Source organism: Rhizobacter sp. P3_C12 (assembly GCF_056402735.1).
In genome coordinates this window covers 1-13656 of the sequence record NZ_JBFUGW010000173.1, presented here as the reverse complement: position 1 = coordinate 13656, position 13656 = coordinate 1, and the positions used below count along the sequence as shown (strand labels likewise).

At 72.2% G+C, this 13656-nt stretch carries 11 protein-coding genes; all 11 read right to left on the bottom strand.

Annotation, left to right across the window (positions count from 1 at the left end):
- On the bottom strand, nt 1–795 hold a 795-nt coding region (locus AC1DXV_RS22945; RefSeq protein WP_477935706.1), incomplete at its 3' end, for an NHL repeat-containing protein.
- 4 nt (nt 796–799) lie between these two features.
- Nucleotides 800–1789, bottom strand: a complete 990-nt coding sequence (locus tag AC1DXV_RS22940) for a hypothetical protein (RefSeq protein ID WP_477872483.1) — start codon at nt 1787–1789, stop codon at nt 800–802.
- 22 nt (nt 1790–1811) lie between these two features.
- Entirely contained in the window at nt 1812–4613 is a 2802-nt protein-coding gene (locus AC1DXV_RS22935; RefSeq protein ID WP_477935704.1) for a hypothetical protein, read from the bottom strand.
- A gap of 2 nt (nt 4614–4615) precedes the next feature.
- On the bottom strand, nt 4616–6745 hold the full coding sequence (locus AC1DXV_RS22930; protein ID WP_477935702.1) for a putative baseplate assembly protein: 2130 nt from the start codon (nt 6743–6745) through the stop codon (nt 4616–4618).
- Between the two features lie 5 nt (nt 6746–6750).
- Nucleotides 6751–10209 carry a putative baseplate assembly protein gene (locus tag AC1DXV_RS22925; RefSeq protein ID WP_477935700.1) on the bottom strand — a complete coding sequence of 1153 codons (3459 nt, stop codon included), beginning with the start codon at nt 10207–10209 and terminating at the stop codon, nt 6751–6753.
- Nucleotides 10206–10619 carry a GPW/gp25 family protein gene (locus tag AC1DXV_RS22920; RefSeq protein WP_477935698.1) on the bottom strand — a complete coding sequence of 138 codons (414 nt, stop codon included), beginning with the start codon at nt 10617–10619 and terminating at the stop codon, nt 10206–10208. The genes AC1DXV_RS22925 and AC1DXV_RS22920 overlap by 4 nt, the downstream gene beginning before the upstream one ends.
- A 4-nt stretch (nt 10620–10623) precedes the next feature.
- Nucleotides 10624–10905, bottom strand: coding sequence for a PAAR domain-containing protein (locus AC1DXV_RS22915; RefSeq protein ID WP_477873461.1), 282 nt, complete (start codon nt 10903–10905; stop codon nt 10624–10626).
- A gap of 15 nt (nt 10906–10920) precedes the next feature.
- Nucleotides 10921–11589, bottom strand: coding sequence for a phage baseplate assembly protein V (locus AC1DXV_RS22910; protein ID WP_477873462.1), 669 nt, complete (start codon nt 11587–11589; stop codon nt 10921–10923).
- Between the two features lie 15 nt (nt 11590–11604).
- A complete protein-coding gene (locus AC1DXV_RS22905; RefSeq protein WP_477935696.1) occupies nt 11605–12798 on the bottom strand; it encodes a phage late control D family protein in 1194 nt (397 codons plus the stop codon).
- A complete protein-coding gene (locus AC1DXV_RS22900) occupies nt 12798–13451 on the bottom strand; it encodes a CIS tube protein (protein ID WP_477935694.1) in 654 nt (217 codons plus the stop codon). Before AC1DXV_RS22900 ends, AC1DXV_RS22905 begins: the two co-directional genes overlap by 1 nt.
- A 3-nt stretch (nt 13452–13454) precedes the next feature.
- Nucleotides 13455–13656 (bottom strand): hypothetical protein (locus tag AC1DXV_RS22895; protein WP_477935692.1); only part of this gene is annotated, 202 nt, incomplete at its 5' end.

Genomic DNA, 13656 nt, shown 5'->3' with positions numbered 1-13656 from the left:
GCCCTGCCCGCGCGACCACACCGCGATGCGGCGCCGGCCCGGGTCACCCACGCAGAGCGTGCCGGCAGTGACGGCGAACGCGATCGCCTGCTCGATGCCGGTGGCCACGACCTCGACCAGGCCCTGCGGCGAGAACACGGCGATCTCGTGCGTCGCGCCGTCCAGCACGTACACCCGCCCGCCGTCGCACGCCACTGCGCAGGGATCGTCCGCATGGCCACTGGCCTGCACCATGTCGCCGAAGGCCGCCACGCGGTCGCCCGACACGGTGAACAGGTCGACCCGGCGGGCGCCGGTGTCGGCGACGTAGAGCTGGTCGGCCTCGTCCAGCGCCAGCGAGACCGGTCGCTGCAAGCCCTCCAGCACCTCCACCAGCGCCAGGCTCGCGAGGTCGAAGACCAGCACGCGGTGGTGGCCGGCGTCGGCGACGTACAGCGCATGGCGATGCGCCGCGATCGCCAGCCCCGCGGGGGCGTCGAATGGCGTCGCGCCCGCGCCCGGCCCGCCGATGCACGGCACGGCATCGACGGCGCCGAAGCAGCCCTCGATCGACGAGACGAGGCCGCTCGCGGGATCGCTGAGGTACACCGAGCCGTCCGCATCGATCGCCACGCCACCGGGCGGCTGCACGGCAGCGAGCGCCTCCAGGTGCGCGGGCAGCGGACCGTCCAAGGCCGGCAGCCCGGCCAGGCGCAGCGCCCCATCGTGGCCGAGCACGAGCCCGTGCCAGTGGAAACGCGGCCACAGGCCGTCGTCGTTGAGGTAGCGGAAGGGGCGGATGTCCGGTGCGGCCATGGTGTCAGCCCTCGACCCCGATCCAGTCGACGCGCCATTGCGCCGCGACCTGTTCGAGCAGTTGCTTCCTGAATTCGTCGCTCTGCGGATCGGGGTCGCCGGCAACGGGCGGCAGGCTGGTCAGCAGCGCGTCGGGCACCAGGACCGAGAAGTCGAAGCCGGTCCTGCTCGCGGCCAGCAGCATCACGAAGCCGTCCACCAGCCGCGGCACCTCGTTGCCCTTGGCATCGACGAAGGTGAACTCGCGGCTGCCCACCACCTGCGCCGAGTAGCACGGCGTGGTGCGAAAGCCGGCCGGCGTGGTGTCGATGGACGCGACCAGCTGCAGGCCGAAGCCCGAGGCCCCGTTGCCTGCATCGGGCAGGTCCCAGTCCAGTTCCTCGGCGACACCGCTCGCCACATAGGGCTGGGCCGCGGGGCGCGCATTGCGCCGCTGGGCCAGCGAGAGCGGCTGGTCGAGCCGGCAGTTGAGCACCTGCGCCCGCGCGAGCCGCAGTTGCGTGCCGCTCACGACCGCGTCGCGCAGCGTCGGGTCGGTCGGCAGGTAATCCGGCGCCGGGCCGAGCCGCACCCAGCAGAACACCGGCGTCTCGCGCAGGCGGATCGCGCCGCCGGCCACGCCGCAGACGCCGTCGCGGGTTTCGGCAACCTGCAGCGCGCCGCTGGGATACGACACCGTCAGGTCGAAGAACACCGGCCCGCCGAAATCGTCGCCGGCCACCGGCGGCACCGATTGCATCACCGCATCGGCCAGCACGATCTCGCGGCCCGCGGAATCGATGGCATAGCCGGGCTGGATCGAGACCTCGCGGTCGCCCTTGCTTCCCGCGGTCGCGAAGCCCGCGCCGATGCCCGGCTGGTGCAGGCTCTGGTTGTGCAGCCAGCGCATCTGGCGATTGAAGTCGTCCACGTCCTGCAGGTCCGACGCGAACAGGCGCTGGCCGTTGAAGAAGCTGCTGCGCTCCGTGAAGCGGGTCTCGCCGATGATGGCCATGGTGTTCGGGTCCTCTCTCTGTTCAGGCGCGCGGCGCGCACGGATCCCACGGCACCTGGCCGGGGCAGCCGCCGGCGGGCGGGAACTCCTGCTGGCAGCCGAACCACCGCACCACCAGCTGCTGCTTCTGCGCGAAGGTCACGAAGGCCGCGGGGAAGTCGCTGTTGAAGCTGGTGATCAGCGACAGCGTCTCGGGCCGCAAACGGTAGGCCGGGGTCGACGCGGGGCTCAGCATCAGCAGGTGCGGGCCCGACGCATCGAGCTCGATCGGCATCGCGGCGCGCGACTGGAACACGCCCGTCACCAGGTCGAGCCCGTACACGGTGGCGAGCGTGCGGCTGTCGAGCCCGTCGACCGTGTCCATGCGCAGCAGCGGCTGCCACGGCGCGGGAAAGGACAAGGGCACCGGCGGCTGCCAGGCCAGCGCCGCCGGCCCGACGATGCCACCGTCGATCCAGCCCTGGTCGACGATGCCGTCGCCGTGCGCGAGGCCGGCCGCCAGCGTCAGCACCTTGCCGGCAATGGCCAGCACGTAGGCGCCGTTGGACGCGTCGGCATGGTGCGAGAGCAGGCCCACCACGTCGTTCGCGCCGAAAGCGACGTCGCCGTCGATGCCGACCTGCGTCGGGTGCGCGGCGTCGACGCTGGTCACCCGCACGCTGTCGCGCCACTGCACGGTCGCGATCCGGTCGCCGGGGTTCAACGTGCCGAGCGATTCGGCCAGCACGACCTGCGTGCCGCTGGCCGACGCCACCTGCACCACCGCGGCCTCAGGCGCCACGCTGCCGGAGGCGGGCCACACCATCACGCAATCGCCCGCCACCAGCGCCCCGCTCTCGGCGATCGTGATCTGCACCGGCTGCGCCTGTTGCGACAGCACCGTCGCGACGCGCCCGAAGCGGCCGACGGCCAGCGTGTCCAGCCGCGCCGCGCCGGCGAGCGCTGCGCCGAGCGTGAGCGCCGCCGCCGCTGCGGCGGTGACCGGCACCGGCGTGGCGACCGTGTCTGCCACGCGCAGTGCCACGACATCGCCAGCGCGGGCCGCGTCCACGCGACCCACCTGCACCCCCAGGGGATGCTGCGGATCGAAGGCGGCGATGGTGGTGGCGCAATGCCAGTCCGCGGCCACCAGCCTGGCGCCCACCGTGAGCGGCAGGCCCGACCCCAGGCCGAGCTGCTTCTTGCCCTTCAGCACCTGTTCGACGACCGCGATCTGCGCCGGGTTGCCGGCTGCCGCCACGATGTCGCCAACGGCGAACGGCGCCACGCTGTCGACCTCGACGATGCTGCGGTTCTTCGGGCTCAGGTTCTGGATCGCCAGGCCGCCCGCGAACGGTGCGACCCGCACCGCGGCGGCGATGTCGGCCGCCGGCGGCACCGGCTGCACCTCGATCGTCGCGCCATTGCGCACCGTCACCTGCGGCGCGCTCGCCAGCGGCTGCCGCTCGTCGTCGAGCAGCACGACCTGCATGCCGACCGCGATGCCGTGCGAGGCCGGCTTCAGCTCCAGCAGCAGCGACTTGCCATCGCCGGAGACCGTCGCGCTCTTCACGTCGGCGGCCTCGGTCATGCGCGCCACCAGCAGCGCGTCGGCCTTCTGCCAGTTCGCCGGAGGCCGCTCGACGGTGAGCAGGCCCGCGGCCACCCGATCGATCAGCGCCAGCGCCCCGTCCGACGTGCGTTGCAGCACGTCGCCCTTCTTCACCGCTGGCGTGGCGGTGAACTCGGCCACCATCGCCGGATCGTCGGGCAGCACCTTGGTGACGCCGGCGATGCGCGGCAGGTTGCCCACCGCCAGCACGCTGCTGCCGGCCTGCACGCCGGCCAGCGCCGCCGCAAGCGTCAGCTTGGAGGGGGTCGACGCGGTGAGCGTGACGACCGTGCGCGCGCGCGGGCGCAACTGCGCGACCATGTCGCCCTGCTTGAAGACGGCCGCGTCGTCGACCTCGATCGTCAGCTGGTCGCCGATGCCCCGCGTGGCCGCGCTCACGCGCGCGCTGCCGAACCAGGCGCCGAAGCGGCGGCGCGCGATCTCGCTCATCAACAGGCGGAAGGTGAAACCGTCGGCGGCGGGATCGGCCACCTGCGGGAAGAAGGCCGGCGCGAACTCGGCCTTGGCGAGGTTCCATTCCTGCGCCTGCACGTTGGCCACGTAGCGCGGCGTCTGCGTGAAACCGCTGGCGGAGGTGTCGACGTGCGTCTGCACGCCCACCACCTTGCGCGCGATGCCGCCGCGGCCATCCGGCTGCTCGACGATCCACGGCTCCCACGGCGTGTCGCCCTTGACCGTCTCGCCGCGCGCGAGCCGCGGCTTGGCCAGCGGGCGGGACTGCAGCGGCAGGAAGGCCTCGTCCAGGTGCTGGCCGTCGAAGCGCGCCAGCACCGCGCCGGCCGGCGCATCGTTCGACGCGCCCGCGATCCAGGCGAGTTCCACCTCGTCTTCGAGCAGCTGCGCGCCTGGCGGCGTGCAACCGGGGTCGCCGCCCGCGCAGCATGCGCCACCATCGCGCAGGGCGCTGCGCATGCGCAGCACCAGCCAGCCCGGCTCGGCCGGCAGCGGCGCCCGGCGCGCCCGCTGCAGCACCAGTTCGCGCCCGCGCAGGTCGTAGGCCAGCCCGCAGGCCACCTCGACGCGCTGCGGGTCGTCGGCCGCGAGCCGCACCCGCAGGCCGAAGGCGATGCCGCCGGTCGCGTGCAAGGCCCGGTTGTGCAGCTGGCGGCGCAACGCGTCGAAGCGGCCCTGGTCGCGTGCATCGCGGCTGCGCAGCGTCTGGCCCTGCCAGTACTGCAGCCGCTCGAGGTCACGGCGGTACGGCGTCGACATGGTCAGGGCACCTCGATGTTGTGCCGGCCGGCCGCGACCAGCCAGGTCGGGCGCAGGCAGACGTTGCCGCAGCTCGGTGCGCAGCCCTGCGCGATGAGCTCGAGCGTGAGCACGTGGTCGACGCCGGGCGTCTGGTCGATGACCTGCATCACCTCGGCGCGGTAGACATCGCGGCCGAGCGGCCAGCCGGTGCGGTCGGGCCCGCCGGTGACCGGATCGAAGAAGGCGTCCAGTGCCAGCGCCACCTGGGTCGAGAGCCGCTTCCTGTCGACCCCGTCGAGCGCCTGCACGCGGGCGCTGACCGCCAGCTCCAGGTAGCGCGGGCCGGCCACCACCACGCGCGTGCCGATCGTGCGCCGCGCCTCGAGCCGGGCAGCCACCTGGTCGAGGAAACCACGGCCCGGCAGCGGCCTCGCGCGCGGCAGGAACGGCAGCACGATCAGCGTGACCATGCCCGGCGCGTTCACGCATTCGAGGCCGGGGTAGAGGTTGGGGCGCGCGATGGCTCGGGCCACGCGCAGGCCGGGCGTGCCGAGCGCGAGGGCCTCGAAGTCCTCGGCCGTCACGGCGCGCAGCCGCGCCTCGCGTTGCTCGATCGCGCGGCCCAGCGCATGCGCCAGCGTTTCGGCCGGCGCAGCAGCTTCCAGCAGGACCGGCGCGCCGCTGGCGATGCGGCCGATCGCGCTCGCATCCGGCAGGAAGACCTGGTTGTGCGGACTGTCGGCCAGCCCGGCGAGCTGCGCGATCGCCGGTGCCGGCCGGGTCGCCTCGTGGAAGGCGAAGACCTGGCAGCCGGGCGGCAGCACCCGGCCCTGCTCGCCGTCGCCCGCAACGATCTCGCCGGTGCTCGCGTCGAGCGTGAAATGCGCATCGGCACGCGCCGATGCGCTGAAGTCGTCGACCCGGGTCCAGGCCCGGTAGTGCGTGCCTTCGAAGCTGAACAGGCACAGCGACGACTCGGTCACCGGGCGCTGCGCCAGCGTGATCCGCTGCGAAGGTTCGCCGCTGCCGCTGCCGGCGAGCGTGCCCTCGACGGCCAGCAGGCCGGGGACGGTGGCGGTCGCGGCGGTGTAGGCGAGCACCGTGAAGACCGGCGCATCCGGCGACGCATCGACCGACAGGGCGACGATGCGGCCCTTCTGCAGCACGAGCCGCAACGCGCTGCCCTGCCCCGGCGTGAGCGGGCCGCCGGCCACCGTGCCGGGTGCGATCGGCCATGAGGTCCGGACGGGCGTCGATTGCAGCAGCTCGACGCCGTTGAGCAGCAGGCGCGCCAGGCGCGGCGCGGCATCGAATGCGCCGCCGGCCAGCCGGGCGCGCAGCCAGTACTGCGGCTGTGCGATGCGCCCGAGCACGCTGGCCTTCATCGCCGCCCCCGGCCGCACGCGCAATGCACCGCTGAGGCTGAACGCGCGCGTGTCGTCGACCACGTCGAGCGGCAGCCAGCGGCCCGCGGCGCCGTCGTCGGCGAAGTACTCCCAGGCGAGCCGCACGCCGTGATGCAGCAGCGGCCCGCTCGCCGCCGCGGCGATGCGCGCCCGCTCGGCCGGCCCCGCCTGCTCGCCTTCGACGCAGGCGAAGAGCTGCGACCAGCGGCCGCTCGGCAAGGCCTGGTCGAAGCCGAGCTGGAACTCCGCGCCGATCGCCGGGTCGTCGCCGAAAGCCGCGAACACGTCCTGCCGCGTCCAGGCGGCGCTCAGGTTGTGGAAGCCGGCCCCGTCCTTGCGCTGCACGGCGCGCAGGCCGGCGGCCACCACGTCGATCGCGCCGGACGAGCGCAGCAGCGCCGCCGTCGCATCGAGCCGCAGGCCGGCGAACTCGGTGCCCGCCGGCAGCGTCACCGGCGCCGCGCCCGACGTCACGCGCAGCTCGCTCACCAGTGTCGCGGGACGCGGCGGCTCGGGGCGGACGTCCATCAGCGCGAGCAGGCGCCGCTTCTGTGCGTCGGTGAAGCGGTTCAGCCGGTAGATGTCCCGCTCGGTCACCGCGGCCAGCAACTCCATCAGCGTGATGCCGGGATCGGAGGCGTTGTGGTCGGTCCACTCCGGCGCATGCAGCGGGATCAGCGCACGGCCCTGTTCGACCAGGTCCGACCAGCGGCGATCGTCGAGATGGGGCAATGCGATCGGCATGGCGTTCAGGCTCCCGATTCGTCGATGCGCAGCACGATCGGCCCGGCCGCGACCACCTGGTCGTCGCCGACGCGCACCGATTCGCCCTGCGGCACGCCGCCGATGACGAGGTCGAGCGCCTCGATGCAGTCGACGCCGTGCGTGCGTTCGAGTACGGCCGCGACATCCGACATGAACACGTCGCGCCCGAGTTCCCAGCCGCTGCCGTTCGGTCCGCCGACGACCGGGTGCAGGAAGCGTTCGAGGGTGTCGCGCACGGCCCGCTCCACGGCGCCGGCCTGGCTCGCGTCGATCGGCACGATGCGGGCCGTGACGCCGACCGGCAGGTAGGCCGGGCCGGTGACATGGATGCGGTGCAGGGCCGCGAGATCGGCGGGCGCGCGCGCTTCGATGTGCTTGCGCACGCGCTCGCGCAGGCCGAACGACGGGTAGGGTTGCGGCTCCAGGCTGCCCGGCACGATGAGCACGGTGACCCAGCCCGCCAACGTCTGCCCGGACGGGCTGCGGCCCGCGATGGCACGCACCATCTTCACCGACGGCGAGGCCTCGACCGCGAGCGTTTCGTAGTCGGCCGGCGCCAGCGCGCGGCCGCGGTGGCGGATCGTCCGCGGGCCGCGCTCGAGCACCGCCGACGCGGCTTCGCCATCCGCCCCGCCCTCGGCCGCGCGCGGGTTGAACACCGCCTCGATGCCCGGCACCACGCCCAGCAGTTGCGCGATCGCACCGGCGGCGACGTTGCCCTTGGAGCCGCCGCCGACGCTCACCTGGCGAACCAGGATGGCCGCGCCGGCCGGCGGCACGCGGCCCGCTGCGCCATCGCCGAAGTCGACGCGCCCGCTGCTCGCATCGAGCGCGTAGTGCCGGTCGGTCGGCGACGAGAAGAACAGCTGCTCGCGCCGCTGCCACAGCACCCAGGCCTCGGTCACCTGCTTCTGCCGGTTGCGCGTGAGGCGCAGCGGGCCGAGCGAGACGCTGGTGCCGGTGGATTCGAGTGCCAGCAGGCGTTCCAGCTGCCCGAGCACGCTGCTGTCGCCGTTCCACAGCTCCATCGCGAGGATGCGCCACTCGACGTTGGCGCGCGCACCGCCGAGCTCGCGCACCTCGATGCGCTCGCCGGCCAGCACCGGGGTCTGCGTCAGCGCGAACACCTGGTCGGGCGTGCCGTTGCTGGTGCCCAGCGGCAGGTCGTTGAGCGTGTGGCGCTCGCTGGCCCACACGGCGTTGACGTTCAGGCTGCGCAAGACCGGCTCGCCCGGTGGGCCGTCTTCCTTCAGGCGCGCACGCAGCCAGTGGTGCGGCGCGTCGAAGCGCGCCAGTTCGCTGTCGTCGGCTTGCGCGAGCACGTTGACGATGCCCGGCCGGCGCAGGTAGCCGGTCTCGTCGTCGGCCGGCGTGCGCGACCATTCGAAGCCGTCCCAGTACTCCCAGGCCAGCGCCGGCCCGGCCAGCGTGTCGGGGGCTTCGACGACGTCGAAGAAGAGCCCGAGCTGGTCGACCGGCGGCGCCTTGTCGAAGCCGAGGTAGAGCGCGGGCGTGAGGTCGACGACGCGCTCGAAGGGTGCGAAGGTGTTGCCGGGCCACATCGCCTCGGCGCTGCGCTCGGTGTACCGGAAGTCGTTGTACGCCAGCACGCGCTCGGCATGGAAGGGACCGTACTGCCACGTGTAGCCGATCGCGAAGGCGCCCAGCACCGGCGGTTGCGCGACGACGTAGGTGAAGCTGTTGCCGTTGTTGCCGACCGCATCGCTGTTGAAGTGGACGGTCTGCTTGAAGCCGAAGGAGCCGCTTTGCAGGCGCACGCGCACCCAGCGCGCCTCCTGCTGGTTGACGCTGACGGGCACCATGTCGAGCGGCACCGTGAAGTCGATCACCTCGGTGCGGTCGAGGTCGAGCCTGGAGCCGGCGAAGTTCGAGCTCACCGCGAGCGGCGCCCACATGCGGCTGTTCCAGTACTCCCAGTCGAGCTGGTGCCCGAGCGCCTGCGAGCCCGAGATCGCGCCCTCGTCCTGCGGCGACAGCGTGCGCCCGAGGTAGATGCGCACCTTCGCGAGCGGCTTGCCGAAGGCCTCCTCGCTGGCGAAGTAGAAGGTCGAGCCCGGCTGCGGCTGCTGGCCCAGCGGGTAGAAGGGCTTGCTGACGTCGAGCGCGCTGCCGTCGGCGAAAGCCTTGTCGGGCGCCAGGCCGACCACCGAGAGCCCGAGGTTCACGACCGTCCTCGCGGCCGAAGGCGCGGGGTTCGCGAGCCTGGCCGCATCCGGCGCGGAGAAGGCGATGCCCGCGAAGGCGACGTCGAAGAGGTAGTTGCGCGCGAAGTTGACGTTGGCGATCGAGTAGCTGCCGTCCACGCCGGTGGGCTGCGAGGTGTAGGCCGCGCGCGTCGGATCGGCAGGATCGGTCAGGCGCACCACCGCGCCTTCGACCGGCCGGCCCGCGTCGTTGCTGACGATGCCCTTCAGGCTGTTCGGCGCCGACGGCACCGGCCCCGAGGCGCTGAAGCTCAGCAGCCCGGGGCTGTTCGCCACGGCCGCCGGTGCGACCGCCGGGCCGACCGCGATGCGCCCGCCCAGCGCCCCGTTGACCGTGCTCGACAGCCGGATGGTGTCGACCTCGGGCAGCGACTGGCCCGGATCCGGCGGCAGCGCCTGGTCGAGCCGCGCCCGCAGCCAGTAGCCGTCGACGGCGTCGACCTGGGTCTTCGCGGCCGAGGCGCAATCGGTCTCGAGCAGGAAGCTGCCGCTCTGCGTGAATCCGTCGGTGCTGTCGAAGTCGGGCGTGGCTGTGCCGCTGCACTCGGTGCTGGTGGCGACGAAGCCGCGCCAGGTGACGCCGTCCCAGTACTCCCAGACGACTGCGAGCGCGCTGCTCGCGCCATGCTGCAGTTCGAACTCGACCGACAGCTTGACCCGCCCCGACAGCGCGAGCAGCACCGGATGCGACAGGTAGAGCGCATGCGGCGTCGGCTGCAGCAGCCGCGCCGCGAAGGGTTCGACCGGCTCGCCGGCCCGGTAGGCGGCGCTGTGGTCGATGTACTCGTCGCGGCCCGGCCACAGGCTCACCACCTGCACGAGCCTGCCGGCCGTGACGCCGACCGCCCGCTCGGTCTCGAACAGGATCTGCTCGGTGCTGCCGGCCGGCGGCGCCGCCCCCACCGGCGTGCGGGCCGGCGCCGAGCCCCCGCTCGCCTGGTCCGACAGCCGGAACACCACCGGGGCACGCGCCTCCTGCGCGGGCACCAGGCTCAGGCCCGCGACGTCGAGGAAGCCGAGCTTGAGCTTGGCCGGCACCTGGCCGAGGCGTTGCGCGACGGCTTCGAGGTAGCGCGCCGCGATCGCGGCCAGCCCGGCGCCGGCGCTCTTGTCCGCCGCCAGCCACTCGGGCGTGTAGCCGATGCGGCGCGCGAGGATCTGCGCCAGCAGCGCCTGCGCATCGCGGCCATCGAGCTCGACCGTGGGCTTGGTGTTCACTGCGCCGATCCTTCCTCGAGGTAGAAGGGGTAGACCAGGTTGGCATGCGAGTTGGTCGCGCGCACGCGGTAGCTCATCTGGATCAGCACCTTGCCGACGTCCGCCACGTCGGCGGTCGCGGCCACGGCCTCGACGTCGATGCGCGGCTCCCAGTCGACCAGCGCCTCCAGCACGCGCTGGCGCAGCGCTTCCAGCGTCGACGGGTTCAGCGGCTCGAACACGAAGGCGCGCAGGCCGGCGCCGAAGTCCGGGCGCATCGCGCGCTCGCCGGGATCAGTGCCGAGGATGATGAGGATCGCCTGCCGCACGTCCTCGTCGTAGGCGGAGGTGGCGGCCTGGCCGGCCTCGACCCGCACCGGGAAGGCCCAGCCCCTGCCGAGGAAGGTCGATGAGATCTGGGGCGCGGCCATCGCATCAGCCTCCGATTTCCACCAGCGGGCAACCCATCACGATGGGGGCACCGCAGCCGCTCATGTCGCCCATGCGGGCCGCGGGCCGCCCGCCGATCAGCACCGTCGCGCTGCCCTTGGCGATCGGCGTCGGCGGGTGCGGCCCGGCCGGCGGCGGCATCGAGCAGGCATGCAGGTCGCCCACCACGGCCGCCGGCAGGCCGCCGATCAGCACCATGGGCACGCCCGGCCCGGTGATGACGCCGGGGTGCGCTGTCGGGTCGCCGACTCTGGCTGCGGGAGGCATGGTGTGGTCCTGGCGTCAGTTGAGCTTGATCGGCAGGCCCTGCACGCTGCAGGGTCCGGTGGACTGGATGTTGACCATCGCGCCCTTGATGTCGACCTGCTGCAGGCCCTCGAGCGAGAGCTGCAGGGCCTTGAGCTCGATCTTCAGCGCCGACTGCACGGTGATGGTCTGCGACTTGTTGTCCATCGCGATCGACAGCGTGCCGGCGGTGTTCTCCAGCTTGATCTGCAGCGGGTCGATGGTGATCTTCTGCTGCGTGCTGCTGGTGATGGTGATCGACTGCAGTGCATCGTCGAACTCCACCTCGTGGCCCAGGCCGCCGGCCAGGCCGGTCTTGATGACGCGCTTGACGAGGAAGTCGCTCTGCAGCGTGAGCGGCGGGCGGTCCCCGGTGCTCCACAGGCCGCCGAGCACGTAGGCCGCGCTCGCATCGTTCTGCGCGAAGGCGACCAGCACCTCGTCGTCGATCTGCGGCACCCACACGAAGCCGCGGCCCGAGCCGCCGCCGACGGACGGCAGGCGGCACCACGGCTCCATGCCCGGGATCGACGGGATGCGCACCTGCACGCGGCCCTCGGACATCGCGTCCAGGTTGTTGGTGACGACGCCCGGCGAGATCGCGAAGCCCTCGTGCAGTGACTCGACGCCGAGCTGGTCCAGGCGTTCGAAGAGTTGGTCATCCATGGCGCGCGTCCCTGCTCATACCGTGAACTGCCCTTGCAGCCGCACCAGGCCGCCGCGCCCCTTGGGCAGCGGGATGGCGCCGAACCAGACCTCCTTGCGGGCCTGGAAGCTGGTGCGGTAGCCGCCGCCGTCGAGGGTGTGGGTGGCCGAGGTGATGCGGTACAGGCCGCCGAACTGGTCGCCCAGCCCTTCGAGGTTCACCACCCGGCTCGCCTTGATGCGCGGATCGCCGACCGTGCTGCCCGACCCGGTCAGCCGGTTGTTCAGCTTGGGCAGCAGCTCGGTGAGGATCTTGAACGGCGCCGTGGCGTAGCTCGTCGGCTTGATGGTCGTCACCTTGCCGGGCGCGAGCAGCTCGCCGAGCTGGCCGCCGGGCGTGATCGAGAGCTTGAACATCGCGCGGTCGTAGTCCCAGTTGAGCGCGATGGTGAAATCCATCTTGATGCTGTCGACCCAGACCTTGGCGGCCACGCCCTCGATGTCGCCCACGGTCGTGATGCGCGGCGTGAATTCGGTCAGCGTGGCGCCCCACTTGAGCGTCAGGCTGGGCGCGTAGTCCTGGATCAGGAACTGGAACTTGAGCACGCGGCCGTGCGGCTCGGCGGTGTGGTCGATRTACATCTGCCAGCCGTTCTCCTTCGCGACCTCGGTGAGGAACTGGAAGTCGTTGACGCCGCTTTGCTTGCGCACCGCCATCTGCGCGAACTGCGGGAAGGCGAGGAAGGTCGCCAGGCCGACCAGCGTCGACAGCGTGCCGCCGACCGGATCGAGCTCGGGGATCAGCGCATTGCTGCCGGCCACCAGCGCGGCGACCGCCGCATCGGGCAGCGGGAAGTTGCCGACCGACGGAATCTTGATCGCGAAGGCGCGGTCCTTGGTGCCCACCGACAGCCGCTGCAGGTAGTCCTGCGCGGTGAGCCGGATCATCGGGATGCCGCTCGACGGGAACGAGGGCTCGATGCCGGTGATCTCGCCGACGAACACCTCCTCGAGCGGCCCCGGCGCATAGCCCATCGACAGCCGGAACTCGTGGTTGACCTGCAGCAGCGGGTGGTCGAGCCATTGCAGCGAGGTGTTGGCGATGCTGAGCTCGACCCGGTCGGCGCCTTCCATGCCGTCGGTGTGGCTGACGCTCACGATCGACGCGCGCAGCGCCGCGGGAATCGCGTCGCCGTCGATGCGGATCGAGAATTCGGGAGCGAGGCGCATCAGGAGGTCACCTCGCCGGTAGCGGGATCGGTGAACGGCAGCGCCGGTACCTTCAAGGCCTGGCCCGGCACGATGCTGCGCGGGTCGTCGATGCCGTTGGCGATCGCGATCGGGCGCCACAGCGCCGGGTCTTCGTAGAAGCGATGCGCGATGGCCGGCAGCGAATCGCCGCGCTGCACGGTCCAGCCCTTGCTGAAATCGGCCGTCTGGCGGTTGACCTCCTTGGCCTCGCGCTCGGGGTCGATGAACTCGCTGAAGCTCACCGTGATGCGCGCCCGCGTCGGCCGGCCGTCCTCGAGGAACTTGATGAACTTCTGGTTGGCGCGTGCCAGCACGCAGCGCAGCTGCAGCGAGCCCCAGGCGACGCGCAGCACCGGCGGCGCATGCAGTTCGGAATCGATCTTCAGGAGGTCGACCACCTTCTGCGTCTGCTCGCGCACGTCGGCGCGCGTATCGGTGGTGTCGAAGAACAGCTCCATCTCGAGCGTGCGCAGGTTGCCGTGCACGAACTGCAGGATCGGCGAGCCCAGGCCCGGGATCGCCTGCGAGGCGAAGTTGTTGTCCTTGTTGAGGCTGTACTCCTCGGGATTGAACATCACGTCGAACTGCGCGCCGGTGTGCTCGACGGTGATGCGTGCCTTGGCCAGTGCCATTGCTCAGACCCTCCCCATGCGTTCGCGGTAGGCGACGAGGCGGCGGTCGATCTGCTGGATCACCAGGCTCGTGAGCGACTCGACGTTGACGGCCGGGGCAGCGGGCGCGGACACGGACCGCGGCTCCTGCGCGTGCGGGCGCGTGGCCGCGACCTGCAGGGCGGCCTGCGCCTCGGTGGCCGCGGCGCGTGCGGCGGCCTTCTGC